The 23,526-nt window shown below is 51.2% G+C and carries 26 protein-coding genes and 1 riboswitch; of the genes, 6 read left to right on the top strand and 20 right to left on the bottom strand.

The genetic code is table 11. From position 1 onward, the window contains the following. Window positions 1–3 precede the first annotated feature (3 nt). From NB640_RS12805 to NB640_RS12825, 5 genes are all read right to left on the bottom strand, one after another. Window positions 4–1,383, bottom strand: a complete 1,380-nt coding sequence (locus NB640_RS12805) for an ISNCY family transposase (protein ID WP_269308751.1) — start codon at window positions 1,381–1,383, stop codon at window positions 4–6. A gap of 404 nt (window positions 1,384–1,787) precedes the next feature. Then, entirely contained in the window at window positions 1,788–1,967 is a 180-nt protein-coding gene (locus NB640_RS12810) for a hypothetical protein (RefSeq protein WP_269309074.1), read from the bottom strand. 96 nt (window positions 1,968–2,063) lie between these two features. Continuing rightward, on the bottom strand, window positions 2,064–2,450 hold the full coding sequence (gene crcB / locus NB640_RS12815; RefSeq protein ID WP_269309075.1) for a fluoride efflux transporter CrcB: 387 nt from the start codon (window positions 2,448–2,450) through the stop codon (window positions 2,064–2,066). A 69-nt stretch (window positions 2,451–2,519) separates the two neighbouring features. Then, window positions 2,520–2,589: riboswitch (Fluoride riboswitch) on the bottom strand. Window positions 2,590–2,672: 83 nt separating this feature from the next. Continuing rightward, on the bottom strand, window positions 2,673–3,323 hold the full coding sequence (locus NB640_RS12820) for a trimeric intracellular cation channel family protein (RefSeq protein WP_269309076.1): 651 nt from the start codon (window positions 3,321–3,323) through the stop codon (window positions 2,673–2,675). Between the two features lie 196 nt (window positions 3,324–3,519). Then, window positions 3,520–4,308: a helix-turn-helix domain-containing protein gene (locus NB640_RS12825; protein WP_269309077.1), complete on the bottom strand. Its 789-nt coding sequence runs from the start codon at window positions 4,306–4,308 to the stop codon at window positions 3,520–3,522. Window positions 4,309–4,418: 110 nt separating this feature from the next. Between NB640_RS12825 and NB640_RS12830 the strand changes: the two genes are divergently transcribed. Continuing rightward, window positions 4,419–5,249, top strand: a complete 831-nt coding sequence (locus NB640_RS12830) for a 4Fe-4S binding protein (protein ID WP_269309078.1) — start codon at window positions 4,419–4,421, stop codon at window positions 5,247–5,249. Between the two features lie 22 nt (window positions 5,250–5,271). Here the strand turns inward: NB640_RS12830 and NB640_RS12835 are convergent, their stop codons facing one another. Next, entirely contained in the window at window positions 5,272–5,682 is a 411-nt protein-coding gene (locus NB640_RS12835) for an ATP-binding protein (RefSeq protein ID WP_269309079.1), read from the bottom strand. Next, a complete protein-coding gene (locus NB640_RS12840) occupies window positions 5,672–6,901 on the bottom strand; it encodes an ATPase (RefSeq protein WP_269309080.1) in 1,230 nt (409 codons plus the stop codon). Before NB640_RS12840 ends, NB640_RS12835 begins: the two co-directional genes overlap by 11 nt. 380 nt (window positions 6,902–7,281) lie before the next feature. Between NB640_RS12840 and NB640_RS12845 the strand changes: the two genes are divergently transcribed. Then, a complete protein-coding gene (locus tag NB640_RS12845) occupies window positions 7,282–7,473 on the top strand; it encodes a hypothetical protein (protein WP_269309081.1) in 192 nt (63 codons plus the stop codon). Window positions 7,474–7,554: 81 nt separating this feature from the next. Here NB640_RS12845 and NB640_RS12850 read toward each other — a convergent pair whose 3' ends face one another. After that, window positions 7,555–8,304, bottom strand: coding sequence for a phosphotransferase (locus tag NB640_RS12850; protein ID WP_269309082.1), 750 nt, complete (start codon window positions 8,302–8,304; stop codon window positions 7,555–7,557). Further along, window positions 8,301–10,916: a bifunctional acetaldehyde-CoA/alcohol dehydrogenase gene (gene adhE / locus NB640_RS12855; protein ID WP_269309083.1), complete on the bottom strand. Its 2,616-nt coding sequence runs from the start codon at window positions 10,914–10,916 to the stop codon at window positions 8,301–8,303. The genes NB640_RS12850 and adhE overlap by 4 nt, the downstream gene beginning before the upstream one ends. A gap of 186 nt (window positions 10,917–11,102) precedes the next feature. On the opposite strand from adhE, the gene NB640_RS12860 reads away from it, so the two are divergent. Next, the gene (locus NB640_RS12860; RefSeq protein ID WP_269309084.1) at window positions 11,103–12,128 is read left to right on the top strand and encodes a hypothetical protein; all 1,026 of its coding nucleotides are present in this window, start codon (window positions 11,103–11,105) and stop codon (window positions 12,126–12,128) included. A 128-nt stretch (window positions 12,129–12,256) separates the two neighbouring features. Next, window positions 12,257–13,045 carry an SDR family oxidoreductase gene (locus tag NB640_RS12865; protein ID WP_269309085.1) on the top strand — a complete coding sequence of 263 codons (789 nt, stop codon included), beginning with the start codon at window positions 12,257–12,259 and terminating at the stop codon, window positions 13,043–13,045. A 96-nt stretch (window positions 13,046–13,141) separates the two neighbouring features. On the opposite strand, the gene NB640_RS12870 is transcribed toward NB640_RS12865, so the two are convergent. The 8 genes from NB640_RS12870 to NB640_RS12905 form a co-directional block, all read right to left on the bottom strand. Then, window positions 13,142–13,462, bottom strand: coding sequence for a hypothetical protein (locus tag NB640_RS12870; protein WP_269309086.1), 321 nt, complete (start codon window positions 13,460–13,462; stop codon window positions 13,142–13,144). 483 nt (window positions 13,463–13,945) lie between these two features. Continuing rightward, on the bottom strand, window positions 13,946–14,359 hold the full coding sequence (locus NB640_RS12875) for an EamA family transporter (RefSeq protein ID WP_269309087.1): 414 nt from the start codon (window positions 14,357–14,359) through the stop codon (window positions 13,946–13,948). A 98-nt stretch (window positions 14,360–14,457) separates the two neighbouring features. Then, complete coding sequence (locus NB640_RS12880; protein ID WP_269309088.1) at window positions 14,458–16,143, bottom strand: phosphoethanolamine transferase; 1,686 nt, start codon at window positions 16,141–16,143, stop codon at window positions 14,458–14,460. Window positions 16,144–16,211: 68 nt separating this feature from the next. Beyond that, on the bottom strand, window positions 16,212–16,424 hold the full coding sequence (locus NB640_RS12885) for a hypothetical protein (RefSeq protein WP_269309089.1): 213 nt from the start codon (window positions 16,422–16,424) through the stop codon (window positions 16,212–16,214). Further along, complete coding sequence (locus NB640_RS12890) at window positions 16,421–17,488, bottom strand: ATP-binding protein (RefSeq protein ID WP_269309090.1); 1,068 nt, start codon at window positions 17,486–17,488, stop codon at window positions 16,421–16,423. Before NB640_RS12890 ends, NB640_RS12885 begins: the two co-directional genes overlap by 4 nt. Before the next feature lie 31 nt (window positions 17,489–17,519). Further along, window positions 17,520–18,179 (bottom strand): response regulator transcription factor, encoded by a 660-nt coding sequence (locus NB640_RS12895; RefSeq protein WP_269309091.1) that lies wholly within the window; start codon window positions 18,177–18,179, stop codon window positions 17,520–17,522. A gap of 225 nt (window positions 18,180–18,404) precedes the next feature. Next, a complete protein-coding gene (locus NB640_RS12900; protein ID WP_269309092.1) occupies window positions 18,405–19,289 on the bottom strand; it encodes an LpxI family protein in 885 nt (294 codons plus the stop codon). A 312-nt stretch (window positions 19,290–19,601) separates the two neighbouring features. Then, on the bottom strand, window positions 19,602–19,808 hold the full coding sequence (locus NB640_RS12905; protein WP_269309093.1) for a KGG domain-containing protein: 207 nt from the start codon (window positions 19,806–19,808) through the stop codon (window positions 19,602–19,604). A gap of 329 nt (window positions 19,809–20,137) precedes the next feature. On the opposite strand from NB640_RS12905, the gene NB640_RS12910 reads away from it, so the two are divergent. Beyond that, entirely contained in the window at window positions 20,138–21,049 is a 912-nt protein-coding gene (locus NB640_RS12910; protein ID WP_269309094.1) for an aldo/keto reductase, read from the top strand. A 61-nt stretch (window positions 21,050–21,110) separates the two neighbouring features. Here NB640_RS12910 and NB640_RS12915 read toward each other — a convergent pair whose 3' ends face one another. Then, entirely contained in the window at window positions 21,111–21,758 is a 648-nt protein-coding gene (locus tag NB640_RS12915) for a DUF421 domain-containing protein (protein ID WP_269309095.1), read from the bottom strand. Between the two features lie 200 nt (window positions 21,759–21,958). On the opposite strand from NB640_RS12915, the gene NB640_RS12920 reads away from it, so the two are divergent. Then, complete coding sequence (locus tag NB640_RS12920) at window positions 21,959–22,312, top strand: carbonic anhydrase family protein (RefSeq protein ID WP_269309096.1); 354 nt, start codon at window positions 21,959–21,961, stop codon at window positions 22,310–22,312. A 19-nt stretch (window positions 22,313–22,331) separates the two neighbouring features. Here NB640_RS12920 and NB640_RS12925 read toward each other — a convergent pair whose 3' ends face one another. Both NB640_RS12925 and NB640_RS12930 read right to left on the bottom strand, forming a co-directional pair. Then, window positions 22,332–23,030, bottom strand: coding sequence for a class I SAM-dependent methyltransferase (locus tag NB640_RS12925; RefSeq protein WP_269309097.1), 699 nt, complete (start codon window positions 23,028–23,030; stop codon window positions 22,332–22,334). A 26-nt stretch (window positions 23,031–23,056) separates the two neighbouring features. After that, entirely contained in the window at window positions 23,057–23,392 is a 336-nt protein-coding gene (locus NB640_RS12930; RefSeq protein ID WP_269309098.1) for an LUD domain-containing protein, read from the bottom strand. Between the last annotated feature and the right edge of the window lie 134 nt (window positions 23,393–23,526).

A 23,526-nucleotide genomic window follows, 5' to 3' on the forward strand; every position in this document is an offset into this window, starting at 1 on the left:
TTTTTACGCACACTGTTGCAGCTGCTGCCATGCTTCCAGGACATCATTGTCATCCAATGCTCGCTGGGATTTCTTGCCTGGTGTTTTTCCTCGTCGGCGAGGTGCTTCTATAGATGTCGGGCCAGCTTGTGAGCGTCTGTTTTCTCGTTTTTCCTGGACAGCCTGTGCCAGCTGAAGAACGTGACCAAGCCGTTTGTTTTCCACAATAGCCCCTTGATCTATTTCTGAGAGCCGATCATAGATAACAAAGGGAAGGGGAGTGTTATTCGCCCGTGGTTCTATCCTTCCATCCGGGTAGTGGTACACATCAATGTAATGTCCTATCAGGCGGCGTGTGGTTTCATTATCTTCAAAGAGGTAAAGTTTTTTGTCGTACTGGATGGTCAGGCGTTTTGATACACATCGCTGTTCGCGCCAGGTAAAGATGAGATCAAGATCTTCATCATCGCGAAGCGGGCGGTGAGCGTCATTGCTGTGACGGGGTTCTTTTGCGAATTTCATATTGTAAATTTGGATAAACTCTTCAGCATAAGCGTTTGCTTCTTCAAGGGTTTTTATTTTTTTCAACCTGAGTTCTTTCACAAGACGGTCCTGCAAGGTCTGGTGTGCCCGTTCAACACGGCCTTTTGCCTGGCAAGTGTGTGCACAAAATCCTTCTATGTTCAGTTCGTATAAGGCACGGCCAAAATGGGTATGGCCTTTGCCGCTGGTGGCCTGTTTTTTGTTCACATGAAAAACGCTTGCCTTGTCGCTGTAAAAGGCCATGGGTTTGCCATGTTTCTCGACATATTGCCGTGTCGCAACGTAATAGCTCAGGGTGGATTCAGAGCGGGTAAAATGCAAGTGCATGAGGCGGCTGGTCGCATCGTCCACATAAACGAGCAGGGTGCATGCTGGTGCCCGATTTTCAAACCAGCGATGGTCACTACCATCAATCTGGATAAGTTCGCCCAGGCAAGCACGCCTGTAACGTGGCTGCTGAATCTTTGGCGTTCGCATTTTTCGTGGAATCCAGATACCTGAACGCATCATTAATCGCCTGACAGTTTCCTTGGCCAGATGAATGCCATGGGTATCGGCCAGCTTTTCGCACGCAAGTGTTGGTCCGAAGTCATGGTAATGGTCGCGGATGATTTTAAGCGCCATTTCCTTCAGTTCTCCGGGCAACTGGTTATTGCTTGGCTTGCCGCGTTTTTTTGAAATAAGACCATACGATCCTTCGTCACGGTATCTTTCAACAAGTCGGCGGACTTGTCTGTCTGACAGTCCGAGCCTGTTGGCAGCAATGGAAGTGGTCATGTGACGGTCAATGATGGCCTGGATTGTTTTGAGGCGGTTGATTTCTTGCATGCTCACAGTAATAATCTCCGATACGTTTCTCATTGAAATGTCTCCTGTGCTGACGTGGGTCTATCAGGATACTTCCTTGTTTTATAAGGAAGAAAGCGGACATTTCTACTTGGCTATATTCGGACATTACTACTTAGCCGCTACACCCGCAATTTCGCATAATGTATATTATGTTAAATTAAAGCCCAAATATTCAAAATGCGATTCATATAATTCGTGAGCGTGTTGTTTATCTCGGACACCTATGTAATTCACCACATGACATACGCCAAACAATTATCTAGGAATTACCTCATCAATCGGCCGGCCGAATGAGCCAGCAAAACCTGCCATTGGGCTGTTTTGCCGCTCAACCGCATATATTCAGGATATCGTCTTTTGGGGAACCCAAAAAAGGCACGGATACCCGTGCCCTATTAACGCCATGTTTCTGATGCTTAATTTTTGTTTGCCTCTTCCATCTTCAGGCGGAAATCATCAACCCAGTCATTCCGGGATATTCCCTCTTCTTTCATGGTCTTTTCTGCCATGGCTTTCCATTCAGCCGCTTTTTTCTTGTCTACGACCTGCCCGAGTTTGCCGTATTCGTACACTTCATACAGGCGATACATGGTCATGGGATTTTTCGATAAGCCACATGCCCAAGGGCATGTGGGCGTGCTTTCGATCCTGCTGGGTGAAAAAAGTCAGTTGGAATCCTTTCATGACAAACCTCATTTGATTGTTTTTAATAATGTAAGAGAAAGCATCCCGAGCAGTGTCATGAAGAGGCATCCAAGAACATGCGTCGCGATGACAATGCAGCCCCACATGACTTCCCCCTCTTTCAGCAGGATAGTGACTTCTGCTGAAAAAGTGGAAAAAGTTGTCAGGCTTCCAAGGAATCCGGTAATGACCAGAAGACGCCATGCCGGACTGAGTTCAGGCAGACTGGCAAAAAAAGTGATGGACACACCAATCAGGAATGATCCGATCAGATTGGCCGCCAGGGTGCCCGGAGGCATCAGCGGGAAAAAAGCGTTGAGGGCGTTGCCGAGCAGCCAGCGAGACAGCGCACCAAGTGATGCGCCTATACAGATGGACAGTATGGAGTAATACATTGTTAACTCACTTTCATTTTTACATTGCCGGCTGACGATCCTGAAACTGCAGGTGCCATCCGGGAGGGACAGTCTGCAGGTATCATCAGCTTTCTTTAATGAAAGCGGTTAATGGAGGAATACCATCTCCGTGCGGTTATTTTATATCAGCTCACGAATTGTGCGCAATGAATGACACAATGGCTTTCAGCAGGCAATTTAATGCGGCCTGACCCTGAATATTCAGTATGAGGATGTGCTTATCCTCGGGAGATTGAGTTTGAAATGCAGGGCCAGGATACGCATGGCTGAACAAACGATGATGGCAATCCAGATACTCCAGGCAGGATTGATCATCCCTGTTGAACCCAAGAGCTCGATACAGGCACCGGCAATCGCCGCTGTCGCATAAATTTCGCGCGAAAAGATATGCGGACTGCTGCCGGAAAGAATATCCCGCAGGCACCCGCCACCTACCCCGGTCACACAGCCCATGAGAATGGCAAGCAGGAGATTGCCTGTCAGCAGGTAGGTTTTGTTTGCGCCGAATGCGGCAAAAAAGCCCAATCCGATGGCATCAAGATAGAGCGCGGGCAATTCAAACCGGTTGATGACTCTCTTGAAAAAGATGCTCACCACAACCGCCAGCAAAATCATGAGCATGTAAAGCGGGTTGGTCAGCCCGGCGGGTGGTGTTGCGCCAATGCAGAGATCGCGGATAATCCCCCCGCCTACGCCGGTCACGGCGGCGAGCGCAAAGATGCCGAATACGTCAAAGTGCCTGCGTATACCGACAGCAGCGCCACTCATGGCAAAAATAAAGGTGCCAATCAGGTCTATCGCCAGGAAGACGAATCCCATTTTCGAGGAAATGACCGCCACTATCTGATCCATTGTTTGTACCCGGTTTGTAAGGTTTCCAGGACGCTGTCCTGTTTTTCATGTTTTGCCGGTCAAACGGATATAAGCGCCCTTCCCCGGTTTTTGGCAAGTATTACATGCCGTTGAACGGCACACAACTTGTAAAGGAGCAGCGCCGGAAAAATCTCAAGGCTGTATGAAAAAATCCGCGGCCAGGCAGATGTCTGCCCTACCGTTTTTTCTTCCATTCGGTTGGACTGGCTCCGGTGAGTTCCCTGAACATGTAGGTAAAGGCCGAGGGGGAAGCATAACCCAGGTTCAGGGCAATAGCGGTAACGGGCATGCCGTTTTCCAGCCATTCAATCGAACGGAAAAGACGTACCCTGCGGCGCCACTCCCTCATGGTCATTCCCGTTTCCCTTTCAAAATGACGGGTGATCGTCCGCGCTGATGCGCCCAGTTCATTCCCCCACTCCTCAACGGTTTTTTCATCACCGGGCTGCTCGTAAATGGCTTCGCATATTTTCAGAAGCAAAGACGATTGTGGCCAGGGCAGATGAAGGTTCAGCTTTTCAAGACGATGAAACTGGTCAATAACCAGTTCATTGACTCTTTCAATGTAGGCTGTTTCTTCGCCCCCCAGATCCATGCGTTCCATTTCGATGATCAAGGCCCTCAACAGCGGATTCATGGCATAGACCGTGATTTCGTACGGCATCATGAGTTGCGGCGGATTTTTGACATACAGCGTGCGCAGTGCCGTATTCATCAGTGCACCGGAAGCATGCCGGGTGCCTTCGGGAATCCAGATGGCCTGCTCGGGCGTGATGATATGGCGCCGGTTCTGGATATCCACGACCAGTGTGCCCTCGGTGGCATAAGTAAACTGGTTCCAGGGATGCACATGGTAGTCAAAAACCTCGCGTGCCTTGATATTTTGTGAACGCAGATATACCGAAAAAGGAAGCCCTTCCATTTCCGGGGTATACAATTTGGTCCAATCTGAAAAATTTTTCATGGTTGCTTTCACAGGGAATGGCGTCCCATCGATAGTGCCTGTCATTATATCGAAAGTTTGACTTCTGATGAAACGATACACTGATTTCAACAGGAAAGGAGTCGGTACTCATGGTTATTTCAACAGTCTGGGCGATGTATTTCAGTGCGACCGGCGCCACGAAAAAAATCGTGACGCAGATTGCGAACAGCATCAGCCGGCAACTCGGTGTGTCCAGCCAGGAGTTTGACTTTACCCTTCCTTCCGGCAGAGACCGCAGGCCGGTCTTTTCATCGGATGAACTGGTGGTTTTCGGCACACCGGTTATTGCCGGACGCATCCCCAATGTCTTGTTACCGTTCCTTGACACCATGCAGGGCGGTGGCGCGCTGGCCATTCCCGTTTCCGCGTTTGGCAACCGTGCTTATGACGATGCCCTGATAGAAGCCAGGGATATTCTTGAAAACAAGGGGTTTCATACAGTGGCAGCTGCCGCTTTTGTAGGCGAGCATGCTTTTTCCACCACGCTGGGCGGCGGACGGCCCGATGCAGATGACATGGCGCTGGTGGAGGCATTTGCAGCAGGAGCTGCCGCAAAAATCAGGGCGATTGACGTCACAGGGAATCTTTCCCCCATTCATCTCAAGGGAATACCTTATCCCTACAGAGGCTACTATCAGCCGAGGGATAGTGAAGGGCATGCAGTGGATCTGAGAAAAGTGAAACCGTTCACCAATCTCAAACGATGCAGAGACTGCGGAGCATGTGCAAAAGCGTGTCCGATGGGTTCAATAAACCCGGACGATGTCAGCCAGATGACAGGCATTTGCATAAAATGCTGTGCCTGCATAAAAAAATGTCCGGTCAAGGCGCGCCATTTTGATGATCCGGCTTTTCTGTATCATAAAGAAGAGCTGGAAACAGATTTTACCCGGCGGGCTGAACCCGAGTGGTTCCTGTAGCCCCCTTTTAATCTTTTCAGGCTTACATTCCCCTGAACTGCGAGCAACTGACAAACACCTTCAGTGACGGTTTGACCTCTTTCTGCCGGCACCACTTGGCGGAGAGCTTCAAAAGCTCCTTGATATCCCGGCCCGATATGCCGTCAAACTGCCTGACCAGATCGTTAATCAGCTTGTCCGACAGTTTTACGTCAAACTGCTCTGCCAGCACTTTCCATATGCGCCTGGCTGCTTCCGGCACCGGCGGCTCATACACGATAGTGGCAATGCAGCGTGAGGATATGGCATCATCCACATCATTGACCCGGTTTGTCGTCAAAAACAGCAGGCCGTGGAAGTATTCCAGGGTGCGTAAAAAAGACGCTACTACGGCATTGTGGTCAATGTCATGTCCCCGCTGGCGGATATAGACATCCGCTTCGTCAATCAGCATGACGGCGCCCCAGCGCTGTGCCTGCCCTTTTGAGTATCTTGTCGAGATTCACTTCAACTTCGTCAGACATGACACCCAGTTGCCCGGAATGCACGCGGTAAAGCGGCCGCTCGGCGATTTCCGCATATACCTCGGCTGTCAGCGTCTTCCCCAGCCCCGGTGCGCCCTTGCAAAGAATCGTGGTTCCGCCCGATTTGCCGGGAATAATATCCTCCATCAGCACATCCATGTCCTGCGTGAGGATATCGACAAGATCCCGGTGAGAGTCAGGCAGAATCAGCTTGTCACGCAGGTTGGGGTTATAGACGTACTCGGTCAGGTTGTTTACATGGATCCACATATTGGTATGGGCTTCCAGGTTGAAGCAGAAAATCTTGGGATGAATGGGAATTTCCGAGTACAGCTTGCCAAACTGGCCCCATAGCGGTGAATCAAGCTGCGTGAAAAACTTGCGCTGCATGATGCCTTCATCATTGACCACCTTGGCAGGCCCTTCAAAGGTCACCCATTCACTATTCCTGTTCCCCTTGTCAAAATCCACCTCAATACCGCCGCGTGTCGCAACAAATTGCGCATTATGCATCACGAAATAATCGGAAAATTTGGCAAGCGATGCCCGGTATTGTTCCTTGAGGTCCTGGGTTTCCTTGACATACCCCTTTGCAGCAAGAATATCGGCTATCCGCTTTGGCATCAGGTCATCGGCAAAAAAGTAAAGGAAACGGCTGACCGGCCGCTGCGTATAGTCAACACTCAGCTGCGGGCTGTTGGCGATAAGCTGCACCGCCACGTTCGGTGGTGCTGAGCGTCCCTCCTGGAGATATATATTATTGACCAGCCAGGGCATCTGCTCACCCTTCCCGCCAATGCTGTAAACCCAGCCGTCAATCGTGTCATGCAGAAGATAGCGGCTTAGCCCCTGCACAAACATCTTGAGTGTGCTGATTTCGATATTTGACGGATCTTTTTCCGCCTGGCGCATACTAATGATCGTATTGGCGGCAGTGGAATGGCCCTCTTCTGCCAGCCTTTTGTAAAGCCAGTCTTTCTGGGGCTCATCAAGCTGATTGAAATAGATCGTGATCTCATTATCGTCACGTTGCAGAAGATAGGCTGGCAGATTCTGTGCCCATGCTATGTCCGGATAATTTGATCTGGCTTCCCTGGCCAGTGCAGTGGAAATGGTGATAGAAATTCCCTGGTATTGTTCGTTTCCCATATGCTGTGCTCCGGTGATGGCAATTCCTGTTTTGTCCCCTGGGCACCGGTACTGATTGAAAGCCTGGAAAAGGCTATGAACCTTGTTCATCCGCAAAGGTGGCACGCGTCTGTTGACGCTCGTAATCCGGGGCAGACTGCTTTACTTATAGCATATTTCCCGGCTGTCTGTCCCCGAAGAATGGACATCTGAAACCATGTAACCCCCTGTTTTTTCACATCATCTGGCAGGCATGCCGGATAACGGTGAAAACCATAATCCCGCCATTGATCAAACGCCTGCCGATGCTTTGACATGGCGCAAACAGCAGGAGACAAAAAGGAATCTTTCACGGAAATGCCGCTCCAACAAGAGCACACAAACCATCAAGGAGATAAACCATGGGTAACATTAACGATGCCAACAAAAAAAGCCAGCAGAACGCCGGTGCCCAAAACGCGAAAGACAGCCTGAACCAGTCGGAAAGACTGCGTGAATTCCAGGAGTCGGAGAAGGAAAAAGCCGCTACCCAGGGCAAGCCACAGACAAACGAAAGACAGGGCGACAGCTGCGAAGGCTTTGACTGCATGTAATCGTTACAGAAGCAAAGCGTAAAAAGCCAGGGAAAATCCCTGGCTTTTTTCTGTTCTGCTATGGGCCTTCTTTTATGCGGATTATCCGTATTCCACTACATTCGTCCAGCGCACCAGAAATTCCCGTTCAACAGGCTGGCCCTTCACAAGGTGGCTCGCCGCGACAACAGGTAGCCACTTCTGCACATAATCGGGGCTGCAGCCGGTTTTGTTACAGAACATAGTGAAATATTTTTCCGCCTGCTCATCGTGGCCAGCCAGCCTGAACAGCAGATAGGTTCTGGCGGCATCAGCGCTGGCATTGCCCTGCGTGGCATGTGACCAGTCAGTCACATAAAATTCACCGGAATCAGTGATGATGACATTGGTCGGATTCATGTCGCCATGGCACAGCTTGAAATTTTTCGGCAGGCTGCCCAGCCTGGCGTGGAGCTCAAATTGTGTCGCCTGGTTCAGGCCCGATAGCCCGATCCGCTCATACATTTTGTCTGTCAGGTGACGCAGCTTCATTGACGCATACTCATGCATGGCGACCTGGACTTCCACCATGCGTTCCAGGAAGGCATCGGCCCTTGCCGGGTCTTCCTCCATAAGCTGGGCGAGTGTCTTTCCTTCAATGAATTTCGTCACGATAGCCCATTGGCCGTCAATTTTCCTGACAGCCTCCAGCGGCGGAACCGGAAAGCCGGTTTCTTCCACCATGGCATGGTTGTGCGCTTCATTGAAAATATCTGCCGCCGAATACCCCTTTTCAAACAGCTTGATCGCAACATCCCCTTCCCGGTAGATGACCTTGTTGGGGCGGGTGGCAATAATCGATTCAGGTTTCATGATTTTTCTCCCCTGCCGTAATAAGCATTCAGATACATCTGCCGGATCTCGGCAAGTAGCGGATAACGCGGGTTGGCTCCCGTGCACTGGTCGTCAAACGCCTGCTCGGTCATTTCATCCAGCCGGGCAAGGAAATCCGCTTCCTCCACACCGTACTCCCGGATGGTTTTCGGGATACCGACCCGATCCTTCAATGCCTCAACCGCCGTGACAAGGCACTCGAATTTCTCCTCATGGTTCTGTCCATCCAGGCCCAGCGCATCGGCAATCTCGGCATAGCGCGCAAGCGTGTTCGGATAGCCATACTGCGAGAAAGTGCCCATCCGCAGCGGGGTTTCAGACGCATTGAATCGCATTACCTCGCCTATCAGCAAGGCATTGGCCACCCCGTGCGGCAGATGGAAAAGTGCGCCCAGCTTGTGCGCCATCGAATGACATACCCCCAAAAAGGCATTGGCAAAGGCCATGCCAGCCATCGTTGCTGCATTGGCGGTCTTTTCACGGGCCAGCGGATCATTGGGGCCATTGTCATAGGCTTGCGGGAGATAATTGAAGAGTATTTTCAATGCCCCAATGGCAAGGCTGTCCGTGTAATCCGTGGCCAGCATGGAAGCATAGGCTTCCAGCGCATGGGTTACCGCATCCATGCCGGATGCGGCGGTCAGTCCCTCTGGCGCATTCATCATCAGATCGGTGTCGATAATCGCCATGTGCGGCATCAGCTCATAGTCTGCCAGCGGATACTTGATACCGGTGCTTTCATCGGTAATCACGGCAAAAGGCGTGACTTCCGATCCGGTGCCGGCGGTTGTGGGCACGGCGATAAAGTAAGCCTTTTCGCCCATCTTCGGGAAAGCATAAATGCGCTTGCGGATATCGATAAACCGCATGGCCATATCCTGGAAATCAACATCCGGATGCTCGTACAGCACCCACATGATCTTTGCCGCATCCATGGGAGAGCCGCCGCCCAGCGCAATGATGCAGTCGGGCTGGAAAGCGGCCATCTGCCGGGCGCCCTCTCTCGCACAGGCAAGCGTCGGATCAGGCTCCACATTAAAAAAGGTGGTGTGCGTGATGCCCATTTCATCAAGCTTGGCGGTAACACTGCGGGTATAGCCATTTTCGTACAGGAAGTGGTCTGTCACGATGAAGACTTTTTTCTTGCCAAGCACGCTCTTTAATTCATCAAGCGCCACCGGCAGACAGCCCCTCTTGACATAAATCTTTTGCGGCGTGCGGAACCAGAGCATGTTCTCTCTCCTTTCAGCGACAGTTTTGATATTGAGCAGGTGAGAAACACCGACATTTTCACTGGTCGAATTGTTGCCCCATGACCCACAGCCCAGTGTCAGGGAAGGCGCCAGCCTGAAGTTGTACAGGTCGCCGATACCGCCGTGGCTGGAAGGCGAATTAACGAGGATACGGGACGTTTTCATCCGCTGCGTAAAGCGTTCTATCCTGTCCTTGGCCGCCAGCGGGTTGGCAAAAATGGATGAAGTATGCCCAAGGCCGCCATCCTCAATCAGTCGTTCTGCCTTGTCCAGCGCCTCATCAAAAGTGGCAGCCCGGTACATGGCCAGCACGGGCGAAAGCTTTTCATGGGCGAATTCTTCAGACAGATGGGTGTTTTCCACTTCGCCGACCAGGATCTTTGCCGTTTCCGGTACGCTGATACCGGCAAGCGCCGCTATCTCAGGAGCAGACTGCCCGACCACCTGCGAATTCAGACCACCATTGATAATGATTGTCTTGCGAACCTTTTCCAGTTCGTCAGGGTTGAGCAAATGGCAGCCGCGTTCGGCAAATTCCTTTTTGACGGCATCATAGACGGCATCCATCACGATGACCGACTGTTCCGAAGCGCAAATAACGCCATTATCAAAGATTTTCGAGTGGATCACCGAATTAACGGCCAGCCGGATGTCCGCGCTGTCATCAATCACAGCCGGGACATTGCCCGCCCCCACCCCGATGGCCGGTGTGCCGGATGAATAGGCGGATTTGACCATGCCGGGTCCGCCGGTGGCCAGAATCGTATCAGCCTGGCTCATCACCATATTGGTCAATTCCAGTGTCGGAAAATCAACCCAGCCGACAATACCGGCCGGCGCACCGGCCTTTACCGCCGCTTCCAGCACGATTTTTGCGGCGGCTATCGTGCAATCCTTCGCACGCGGATGCGGGCAGATGATGATGCCATTGCGCGTTTTCAGGGATATCAACGCCTTGAATATGGCCGTTGACGTCGGGTTGGTGGTGGGAATGACGGCTGCCACGATCCCCAGCGGTTCAGCGTATTTCCTGATACCGTATGCGGTATCTTCCTCGATCAGCCCGCAGGTTTTCGTGTCTTTATAGGCGTTGTAGATAAATTCGCTGGCGAAGTGATTCTTGATTACCTTGTCTTCAAATGTGCCCATCCCCGTTTCTTCCACTGCCATTTTGGCAAGCGGTATGCGCGCGGCAGACGCGGCAGATGCAGCGGCGAGAAAAATCCGGTCTGTCTCTTCCTGCGAATAGATTGCAAAAAGCTTCTGTGCTGCTCTTGTTCGTTCAAATAACGCCCGCAAACTGCTGGTGTCATTCACGGTTTCATATGGCGTCGGCATAGGGGTCCTCCTTCACCCGACGTGCCGGCATCAGAGGATAATTCCCATGGCGACACTGATTCTGTAACAGATTCAACAAGTTGTTTCCACTGTCATTTTACCTTTCCTTTCCGCTTTCATCCTATGCAAAAATGCAAAACAGATTTCCACTCCAGTAAAATAACGTCTTAACCATCAGGAGTTGTCATGCGTTTACCTGCCCGTTTTGTGGCGCCATTTCTCTTTTTTCTTGCCTGTCTTGCCCCGGCTTCCCCTTCCCTGGCCCAAACGCTGGATGCCAATGCGCGGGCATCTCTCATTGCCGAAATGAAGGCGAATCCGAATGCCCTCGACAAATGGCAGTCCGGCATGCAGGAATTAATGATGGGCGCCGTGCGGCAGACCGATTACCTTTCCCGTATGGCGCAGATGAGAAGCATACTGGAACTGCTGGTCGAAAGACTGACGCTCGATGCGGGAAAACCGTTGCCAGAAGCGTCGCAGGCCATCCTCCTGTATGGCTCATCGCTCCTTGATCAGGGTATATTTGTTGTGTATGAGGCTGATCCATTTATTCAGGGACTGCGAAAACAGCTCTACACGCGCATCATGCAGCTTCCGGGCTGTACCACTGACGAATGCTCCTATCTCCAGGCATGGGCATCCGTAATGGAAGCCAAAATGACACCACATGAAGCGCAGCGTACCCGGCTGTTCGATTTTGCCTATCGCTTTTATGACAGGATAATTGGCAATCCGCCTGAGAAGACGACGATGCCCAGCCTTGTCATGATGCGCACGAGCTATATATACACCCTTGCCGCCGATGCGGTTCTGTCAAACAGCACCACCCGGCGTCACCGGATTTTTTCAAAAGCGGATGCACTTGCCAAAGAGGCGGCGAGTTATCAGCGGCAAAGCAATGAATTGCCTGATGTATTGGCAGAGGCAGTAAACCGGACCCTCGTCCGCCTGAATCTCTCAAAAGCGTATTGTGAAGCGTCTCCTGCCATACGCCGGCTTTACCTTGCCGCGGCAGAAAAAAACCGTGCGGCCTTTGCCGAAAAGGAAGATGCGGTTTCTCAATACCTGTTTCAGGCAGAAGTGGCCGTGATACGTGGCGATTGGAAAAATGCCATGAAAAACCTGCATCTGCTCCCTGTCGAAGTCCGTCCGTATCTTCTGACCGTACCATCCATACGCCATGCGAAAAATCCGATGGTTGTTGCTTAAGTCAATGAGATTCTCCAGATGATAAATCAAGGGGCCCAGGAGCATTAAATCTGTAGATTCACCAGACCCATTACAATCCGCCTGATCCGTATTTTTTAAAAAACGTGATGGCAAACAAGGAGGTTTATATGAGTTTTACCGGTAAGACCTGTGTTGTTACTGGAGGTGCCAACGGTATCGGCCGTTGTATCGTGGAAAAATTTGCCGCAGCAGGTGCCAATGTCGCCTTTATTGATGTGGATGCCGCCGCAGGGAGGAAGCTGGCGAAAGCAATCGGGTCCCAGGCATACTTCATGAAAGGCGATATTGCCAAAGAACGGGTATTGTCCCGTTTTTCCAACCGGGTCCTTGATCGTTTTGACACGGTGGATTGCATTATCAACAATGCGGCTATCAGCAGGCGGGGGATTTTTTCCGGCTGCAGCTATGATGATTTCCTCTACGTGCAGCAGGTTGGTGTGGTGGCGCCCTATATGCTTGCCAGCCTGTTTTTGGGCGCCTATGGAAAAGGCGCCTCCATTGTGAATATCTCGTCTACCCGCGCTTTCATCTCCCAGCCAGATACCGAAAGCTATACCGCTGCCAAGGGGGGCATCAGCGCCCTCACCCATGCGCTGGCAATCAGCCTGTCCGGCCAGGTACGGGTAAACGCCATCAGCCCCGGCTGGATTGACAGCAGCGCTTACTACCAGGAGGGCAAGGCTGGCGCTTCACAACATGCAGAAGCTGACAGGCAACAGCATCCTGCCGGCCGGGTCGGCACGCCGGAAGATATTGCCGCGCTGGCGCTGTTTCTCTGCGGGCCGGACGCGAGCTTTATCACCGGCCAGAATATTATCGTGGATGGCGGCATGACCCGCCAGATGATCTACCATGACGATCATGGCTGGTCCTTTGATCCGAACCCGGGTTTTTAATCCGGCTGGAAGGGACATGGTGCCGGTGTTCTCCCTCAGGCGCTTTGCCATTAAAAAACCCTGCGCAAGGCAGGGTTTTTTGAATACGGATGCCGGTTAAGAGTGCAACTCAAGTTCAGGCTTGATGGCATGCAAGCGCAGGATTTCGGAATGGCTCAATCCATTGATGACAGATTCCAGCCCGGTCTCTCCCATCAGGATATCCTGCTCCAGCTGCTGTTGTTTGAGCAGCCTGTCCAGAAAAGTCTCTTTCCCGCAGGATTCCAGCATTTTGAGCGCCTCGGGTGACTTTCTGGACCACCTTTCCAGTATCTGCCAGCCCTGGAGATTGATGTCCGCGTCTGCGAGGGCCTCAAGCGTTTGTGGCGCCAGTATTGATTTTGCATTGATGGTCAGATGGTGTTTTTTACCATGCATAGTCTACCTCCTGTTCTGAAATTGCTTTTTTTGTTCCAGAGATTGGTTATGCGGTTTACCCGAAGGTAAAACATGTAAATATTGTCTTGATAATGTATTTCAAGACCCGTTTTCAGCGATATCTTTCGCCAATCGTTTCTTCCTGTTTTCAGGCAATGCCCGTCAGTTACTGCCCAAAAATTCCGGCGTCTTTTCAGAAAATGACACACCGTTTTGCACAAAGTGCCTTTGTTCGATGCTGGAATTCCATCCCGTTTTTCAGCAGTCAATCCCGGATTTTTTTCCGTTTCCTTTCGGCTGGAAAAGAAAAATCAGGATATTTCTGCCTATGGGAGCAGGCTTTTTACCTGCCTTGTATGATATGACACTGACAACAGCGCCATGAGAATGATGAAAAGCAACGAAAGATGAAGTGCCTGTTCATCAATAGCGAAATATGAAGTATACCAGATATGTAAACCAGCGCCAATCAATGCTGTTGATCTAAAACAAAAGTAATATCGAACCGGCGGTAATCATCAGCCCACCGGCAATGGTTTTGAAATCTGCCGGTTCCTTCAGAAAAATAAAGGCAAGAACGATAGTGATGGCAACGCTCAGCTTGTCGATAGGCGCCACTTTGGACACATCGCCTTCCTGCAATGCCTTGAAGTAAAAAAGCCAGGAAAGCCCTGTTGCCAGCGCGGAAAGCAGTAGGAAAAGGAAGGTGTGACCGCTGATACTCTTCAGCTCTTTTGTTGCTCCCGTATAAAACACGATCCCCCATGTGAGCAACATGATGAAAGCCACGCGAATGGCGGTGGCCAGATTGGAGTCAATATCCCGTATCCCCACCTTGCTGAAAATCGCTGTCAGTGCGGCAAACACAGCTGCCAGCAAAGCATATAACTTCCACATGCAGGACCCCCTCCTCCCTTTCCGTCATGAAAGCCTGGCTGCCAGGAGAGGTTTCTCCTGCTCTTAATCACTTTACGCCGTTGCCAGTCTTTACCTGCTTACTCTATAACAGGCTTGCATTTAACGCCATCCTCATCGCATGTTGGCAGCGGTTTTTTCCGGCATTTGTCAAAAAGATCCATTTTCGGGGCATACAGCTTGCTGTTTACCTCCATCAGTCCCAGCATGGAATGGAAAATATTGTCGTGGCTGTAGGTGTTTTTTGCCGCTTCTTTCTGCAGGCAGACATAATCCAGATGATCATATTTCACCATGTTGTCCGACATCCACAGCACCATGGGCACCTTTTTCTGCTCCTGGGGCGCGATGGCATAAGGCATGCCATGAAGATAGATATTATTTTCCCCCAGTGACTCACCGTGGTCAGAGACATACATAAGCCCGGACTCGAAATAAGGAAACTGCTTCAGAATACGGATGCTCTCGGCAATAACATGGTCCGTGTATAAAACGGTGTTGTCATAGGTGTTTCTGATCTCTTCCTGTGTGCAGCTTTGCAGGTCAGCACTGTCACAGGTCGGCGTGAATTTTCTGAATGCGGCGGGATAACGCTGGTAATAGGTCGGACCATGGCTGCCAATCGTATGCAAAACGATGAAGGTGTCCTTTGTCACCGTCCTCAGGTAGTCATCCAGATCATCCAGCATAACCTCGTCAAAACAGCTTTTCCCGTCACAGAATTGCTTGTACCTGTTCGGGTCGAAATAATCCGTTTTTACCCTGGCACAGACTCCCTTGCAGCCATCATCATTTTCCCGCCACAAAATATCGTATCCTGCTGACGCCAGCAGGTCGAGAAGGTTTTGTGTCATTTTGGCGTCACCTGCATCAAATTCCGTTCTTGGCTTTGACGAAAACATGCAGGGAACGGATATGGCGGTTGCAGTGCCACAGGAATAGACACTGGGGAAATTAAGCAGCCGCTCTTTTTCCAGGCGCGGATTGGTTGGCTGCGGGTAGCCATTGAGGGAAAAATTGGCGGCACGAGCTGTTTCTCCTACGATGAGGATAAAAACGGTCGGGTAAGGGTCGGCAAAAGGTGCCAGCCGGGCTTTTTTATCCAGTATTTCAAACTGGCGCTTGGCCAGCGCTTCCTTACTGAAATACTTGATGGTTCCATTGATGTAATTTGTCGGGCTGACAAGCCGGATCATCCGGTGATGATTGCGGCCAAATGAGGCATGGTTCTTGTAAAAGACGACAGCGATGATGCCAATGACAGCAGCGCACAAGGCAACAGTCAAAAAACGGTTTCTTATTTCTTTCAGTTGGGATTGATAACGGATTCTCGTCATCCACAGCAGCACAACAGGCAAAATACCGGTAATAAGCACCCAGAAAACCAGCTTGAGTGTCACCAGGTCCATGGCTTCGCGGTTGTTGGTTTCAAAGACATTGCGGATCATGTCCGAATCAATGTAAATCCTATAGTGGACCATCCAGTAATTGGCAACACAGGATATGAGGATCAGCACCGACAAAAGCGGTTTGGTCATATAAGGAAGCGCAACCAGAGCCAGCAGCAACCATACGACAGCCAGAATCAGGAGCGGATAACTGGCAGCAAACAAAACCATGACCAGGCCATGTATCTCAAGATGTGCCGCAAGATAGCGCCACAGGCTCATATTCATGGGCCACGACAGATAAACAGCGGCGGCCAGCAAAAGCCAGGTGCTGCCCAGGGACCATTTCGGCAATCGAACGGGATGGTTCTTTTTCATGATTCGGGTCTTAACAGGCGCGTTTATGGAGCGGCTTCATGCCGATGTTATTTTCAATCCGGATAAAATCAATGCGGCAGGCTGGCAGATCGTGCGACGATAACGTCAGTATCCTGAAGCGGAACTTCCTGCGCTGATACGATAAAGGCAGGCCATGGCGAGATACTTGCCGGTTCCCACTCCCAATCCGGCTCCCCCATCCTGAGCGCAGCAAAAAACATGCAGACAATGTAAAGCTTCCAGAAAAACGGCAGTGTATTGCGTATGGTTTTGAGGTTCATCCGGCCTCCAGCATACTGATAGGCAAAGTCACAATCACTTCCAGTCCCGGATTGGCATTTCTGGCCATGATATCCCCCTCATGCGCCAGGGCTGCCTCCCTGGCAAGGGCCAACCCCAGCCCGGTACCGCCATCCTTTCTGGCGCGGGAACTGTCCACGCGATAAAAAGCGCGGAAAATATCTTCGAGGCTTTCCTCCGGGACACCAGGACCAAAATCACGTACGGTAATTTCCAGTTTTTCTTCGTCCCTTTCAACAGAAAGCAGCACATCGCTGTTGGGCGGCGTATAGAAAATGGCATTGGATAAAATATTGCCGAAAAGCCGCTGCAGCAGGTTGTCGTTACCGCTGACAGTCAGGCTGGCCGGTAGCTGCGTAACGACTTTTTTGTTCATGGGTTGTCCCTGGAATGAAAAGTCGGCAACCAGTTCGGCCAGGATTTTACCGAGGTCAACTTTGCGACTTTCGATCCTGAGTCCCGAGCTGTCCCGTGATTGCGCCAAAAGCAGCCCGATAAGTTCATTCATATGCTGGAGTTCTTTTTCCAGGCGAACAATGATCTGCCTGTCTTTTCCGGTTTCCCCGTTACGAAGCAGCAATTCTGTTGCGATGGTTATCCGGGTCAGCGGCGAACGCAGTTCATGCGAGATATCCACCAGCAGGCGCCGTTCGTTTTCGAGCTGCTTTTCAATGGCATCTGCCATCTCATTGAAGCTCCTGGCAAGCAGATCAAAGGCATCCTGATCATTATTGATGGTATCCAGGCGGATTTTCATGTTGCCCCGGGCAATCGCCTGTGAAACCTTTGCCATTTTTTCCAGTTTGGAAGAGAGGGTTTTGGAGAGGATGTAACCACATGCCAGTGCCGGAACCAGGATACCGAAAGCCCAAAGGACAGGCTCGAACCAGGATTCATACTTCTCATATATGTCCGGCAGTAATATTTCTGTCAGGTTTTCCAATACTAATTCAGCAAACGCAACAACAAAGACAAGAAGGGAAACAATGATGAGATAAACCCGCCAGAAGAGCGGCAATGCATTGAATCGGGTTTTCAGGCTCATGCCGTTTCCTCGGATGTCAAAAAGACATATCCTACCCCTTTGACGGCCCGTATTCTTTCCCCCCATCCGGGCGTTGGCCCAGTTTTTTGCGCAGGCGGGAAACCAGCATATCAAGACTGCGATCATGGGAATAAGGGGTGTACCCATAAATAGACATGTAAAGAAGACCCCGCGGAACCGGCTGCCCGACGTTTTCTGTCAGGAGATTCAACAGTTGCATTTCCGGCATGGACAGCTGCTGTGTTTTTCCATTAATCGTGATGCTGTGGGCGGCACGGCTGATGCCAACATCATGGACCTGCTGTGTATAGGGCAGTATTGAGGGATTGGCGCGCCTGAAAAGCGCCCGCAACCTGGCCACCAGTTCCCGCGGGTTGAATGGCTTGCCCAGATAATCATCAGCCCCCATTTCCAGCCCGATGACCTTGTCCACTTCCCTTCCCCTGGCGGTGAGCATGATGACAGGGAGATTGAGGTTCCTTTCATCGCTTCGCAGACGGCGAAGGATTTCAAACCCGTTCATGCCCGGCAGCATGACATCCAGGATGAGGATGTCATAGCGTTTGTGATTGACTTCAAGAAAAGCCTTCTCGGCATCAGGCGCATGTGTGCAGGTAATACCTTCCTGCCCGAGATATTCATTGAGCAGGGAATACAGATCGTGATCATCATCAATCAGGAGAACGTGCATTTTTTGCCTTCACCAGGTTATTCATGCGAGCAGCTTAATCCAAGTGGCTTTCTTTACAAAGACAAAGCCCGTCTTTGTTACACAAGGTTACGCAGCAAGAATAATTGATAGCAAAAACCGCTACCGGCTTTTACGCAACGTGGCGGTATTTTTCCCTTTTTGAAGGATACTGGCCGGTGGATTTTTCTGGCGCTTACAGGGAAAGTCGTTTTCCGGTAGAAATATTCAGGCTGCCAGGTTCAGGCGGGCATTTTCCCCCTGGTTGAATGCCAGAAGGTCGCCTTCATGCCAGGCAACCAGTGCCACATGATGGGCATCAGCCAGTTCAATCACGGCTTCCCGGTCAAAAATCATGGTATACCCTGCCTCAACGATCATTGCACCCAGCCCGCCCCGAATCAGCGCTTCCATCGTTCCCAGGCCGATTACCGGTAAATCAAAACGCATATCCTGCCCTGGCTTGGCCACTTTGGCCGCAACAGCACGATGACGTCCCAGGTTGCCAAGACTGCCGCCCCGCAATATGGTTGCATCCGTGCCGTCAGCACCTTCCAGTGCCATGACCCGCCCTCCTGCAACGACAGCGACCTGGCCAATATCATCTTCCCCGAGCATTTTTGCCATACGCCAGGCAATGCGCAGATCTGCGTATAATTGAGGTTCGGGAAACACGCGACCCAAAATACCCGCCTGAACCATTAATTCCGGGATCATTTCATCTGCTCCCACGACCCGGAGCCCTTCCTGCTCCAGTTCCTCAGCGATTCCATTTAAAATCGCATCGTTATGCAAATCCTTCAAGCGCTGCAAGAGCCTTGTGCCGCGTTCATCGGGTTTGATAGCGGCAAGATCCTGTGCGCTGAAGCCCCCCGCCATCATGACCTTGTTCACCTCTTTCTGGGCATGAAAAAAATCGATCACCCCCTGGAGTTGCCCCGGATTGAGCCAGATTATCTCATCTGCCATCCGGGCCAGAGCCGGGTCCGTCGTGCCGGTAAAAGCAGCGGCAACAACCTTGCGGCCCATGGCCTTTGCCCTGGCCGCAACCAGCAAGGGAAAATTCTTGTTTCCGGCAATCAGCGCCACTGTTTCAGTCACAATGTCTGACATGATAATCCTCCATTTTTCATCAAGTACAGACCGATCCCCTCATACCAGGAAGGCAGGCATCGGCTATCAGGAATTTCCTGAAAAGCATACCCGGCCGTGATGTGGAGTCAATGAAAAGGCGGCTTTCGTTACCGTCGGTTACGCACGGTTACCCCTCGTGATGGATGGGTTTTATGCGAAGGGAGAAGAAGAAGCGGAACGGTAACCGGGGATGGGAAACCGTTCCGCTTGGGAGGTCAATTCATCAGACATACGAGAACACGTCAATCCTTCAAACGGCTGGCATTTCCCTGATCTGTTTCAGTCTGCCGATCAGCGGGAAGTTGAATGGCTGTTCTGGCCGCCTTTTCTGCCGGCCTCCCGTGCTTCTTCAGAGGTGAATTCATGTGCCGTGCCTTTTTCGTGGGCTGCTTTACCGCCCTTGCTGGCGATTTTGCGCTGCTCTTCAGGTGACATGGCGGCAAAACCGCGTTTGCCTGATTTGTCAGCGTTGTTCCGGGAATTTTGATTGTTGCGCATGGTAGTCTCCTTTGCCTATCGGCAGTTGTTGAAATGAGTTGTTTGGAACAGCGCCCGCACATGAAGTTCTCTCCAAAAAAAATATTTATTTCCTCTGGTTTTTCGACGGGATCAATACGAAAGAAACGATGCCGCCACATCCTGGAACTTTCCCGAAAAAGTCTGCATGCAGGGCACTGAACCAGGCACTCTGCCCTTTTTCCACGACCGAAAAACCGGAAATTTCACTTTACGCTTTATTTCCAGGTTGTTTTCAGGTTAGTCTTGTTGTTACCCCTGACCTCTCACACTATTCATTGATGGAAAATCTGTAAGGAAAGGAATCTCGTATGAAAAACATGACAAGAAAGCTTCTGCTTCTCTTTGCCGTCCTGTCCCTTCCGCTGGCAGGTCTGGCCCAGCCGGGTAAAATAACTGCCCCGGATCTCAAAATCCCCGCCCTCACCTTAAGCAACGGTGTGAAAATGCCTGCACTTGGCTTTGGCACCTTCACCCTGAAAGGGGATACGGCTGAAAAAAGCGTGGCAACAGCCATTTCGCTGGGATACCGCCTGATTGATACCGCTGCGATTTACGGCAATGAAGAAGCCGTAGGCGCAGGCATCAGGAAAAGCGGGGTTGATCGCTCCACCCTCTTTATCACCACCAAGCTGTGGGAGAGTGACGCGGGCTATGAAAATGCGAAAAAAGTACTGGAAACCTCGATGAAAAAACTTGGGGTGAAATACGTCGATCTCTACCTCATCCACTGGCCGCGCGGGGACATCAAGGGCTCATGGAAAGCGATGGAAGCGCTTTACGAAGCAGGCAAGGCAAAAGCCATTGGCGTCAGCAATTTCGAGCCCGAGCAGTTGAAAGAGCTGATGAAGACCGCCCGCATCAAACCGATGGTCAATCAGATCGAGTTTCACCCCTTCTTCCAGCAAAAAGCCGCACAGGAAGCCAACGAAAAGCTGGGCATCAAAGTCCAGGCATGGTCGCCTTTTGCCCAGGGAAGAAACAATCTCTTCACAAACCCGACCCTGCAAGCCATTGCCAAAAAGCACAACAAAACCGTGGCCCAGGTAACCCTTCGCTGGGAAGTGCAAAACGGGCTTTCCACCATTCCCCGCACCTCTGAACGCGCAGAAATGGCGGAAAATCTCGGCATCTTCGATTTCACACTCGACGCAGCCGACATGGAGAAAATCTCCACGCTCGACACGAAAACCTCGCTTTTCCCGGAATGGCGAAAAAAATAGAAAAGACCACCACCCTGCAAAAAATCCCGCTTTCGCGGGCTTTTTTTACGTGCTGCTGCCTTCATGATGTCTGCTGCATATAAGGATAAATCCACAGCCCGTTGTCGTGCCACTCGGCAATGAAAATCTTTTCCAGTGTGAAGCCCTGTCTCTCGATTTCTTCCCGGAGCCAGTTTTCATCCTGTTTGATAACTGCGAGATTGTCATAATCGATCTGCCCGTTTTCGATCACCACAATCGCCATTGCCTCGTCACCCTTTGTCACAACCGTCATCTGGCCGTTATATTCAAACCATACGTTCCTGAGTTCATCCAGATTGGGATGACCGCGCTGGTGCAGCAGCATGATGAAATCCCTCACCGATATGCGCGCCATGCTGAAATTCCTGTCGAGGACTTTTCCATCCTGCATGAGCATGATCGATTTGCCGTCGACCACGTTCTTGATCGACCAGCGCTTGAAGGATAAATAGCGCACCCCCAACAGCATGGCCGCCCACATCCCCGCCACACCGAGCAGCATGACAACAGAGACATCAGGATTGTAGATCGGCCCGCCGATAATGGCGCCAAGGACAATATTTCCCACCTGGTCCAGCGCGGAAATCGGCGCCAGCGCACCTTTTCCGGAAAGATAGATATAAACAAGCAAAACCACCAGGCCAGCAAGCATTTTGAGTGCAATATTCCATGATAAGGCAAGTTCCATGCCGGTATTCCTTCCACGGTGTCGACGCTCCTATTTTTGCGGATTGTTCGCCCAAGGGTTCTGAGACAAGGCAAAACATGCTGAGATTGCTGATGCGCAAACGCTTTTTTCGAACGCTTTGCCCCTGTACCTGTCATAAGGAAAATATCGTGCGGGAAAACCCTTCAGAAAATGCAAGCGGTGCGTAGGTGATAATGGAAATGAATACGGGGCCAGATACCGGGCAAAACAACGATTGGGGTTATCACGGCCATGTCGGCCCATCCCGCTGGGGTGAGCTCGGGGATAAGTTTGCCGTCTGTAGCTTCGGCAGTGAGCAGTCGCCCGTCAATACCGAAACCGGAGACGCCGAGCCGGCCGATCTGACGCATATCACTTTTCACTACACGCCTTCCGAATATCGCATTGTCAATAATGGCCATACCATCGAAACAGATTCGCTGATCAACCCGGCGGCGCTCTTGCCGTCAAACAGGGATTATTTTGCCGATAAGGGATCGCTGACCACCCCGCCCTGCTCGGAAAACGTCCGGTGGTGTGTCCTCATTGCGTGACGGCATTACCTGACCGCTTTTATGCCATTTTCCGGGCAACCATGCCCATCAGCTTTTCCACGCGGACAGCGCCGTCTTTTTTGCGCGCAGGCTCCCTGTAGTCGGCGATTTCAAGGATCTGCAAGGCGGAAAAGGCTTCACGCAGTGATTCTTCCGAATAATAATGCTCCCCGATGGCAACACCATTCAATATGGTGGACGGTGTGATGCCTTCCAGTGTAAGGCCTTCCGGCATGAACGCATCAATCTGCTCCGGTGTGAAGCTTTCCCGCATGAGAACAGCAAGCTGCTTGATGCCGTATCCTTTCAGGATCAGTATGCCACCCGGCTTCAGGGTATGTATGCAGTTCTCGAAAAGCACGGCACGCATGGCAGGGGGTGCAAAATTGGCGTTGATGATGATGACCGCGTCATACTGTTCCGGCTGCCAGTTCCATGTCTCAACAGAGGATACGTTGTACATGACGGAAACGCCTCTGGCGTCAGCCAGTTGCCGGGCTTTTTCCACCGCACTCTCGCTCGCATCAAAAGCGTCGACAATCAGTCCCTTTTCAGCACACCAGACGCTGTTTCGCCCTTCTCCGTCGGCTACCAGCAATACCCTTTGCGCTTTTTGCATAAACCCGGACCGTGACTCGAGATATCTGCTGGGAGGGATGGCATGGAAACGGGCACTCCCGGCCGTGTCCTGGCTTGCGGCTTGTTCGGCTGTGCTCATAACCCCCTCCTCTTGTGTGTTACCGGTCAGTACAGGTATTTAATCCTTTGCTGTTGATTGACGCAGGTATGGCAAAAGAAAACATCCTTTATCCGTGGCATTGATCTACAGCCCCAGATGCTGGTCAGGTTTGCCCGGCGTCTGACATCCCGGGACTGAACCTTGTTATGCCATACGACAACATTTTTCTGCTGGAGTGCCTCATGCAGACCCATTTCACTCAGGGTGATACTGCCGCCAAAACCAATCGTGCTGCGTTGCAGTTTTTTGGCGAAATAATCCGTGGCTTCTTCCCTGGTCGGGAAGAACCGGGTGGTAAAACCGTGGTTTTCAAAGTTCTGCCTGATTGTCTGATAATCCATATGCCACTCCTTTTCTGATCCCACGTATTGAATATAACATGGCAGCCAGCTTATTGAGAATGGGCATGGAAAACCTGTTTTTATCTGCTTTTTTCCCTGTGAAAAGGGCAAAATAAAAGCCGGAGAATCCGGCT

The organism is Oxalobacter vibrioformis, from assembly GCF_027118995.1.
GTDB classification, from domain to species: Bacteria; Pseudomonadota; Gammaproteobacteria; order Burkholderiales; family Burkholderiaceae_D; genus Oxalobacter; species Oxalobacter vibrioformis.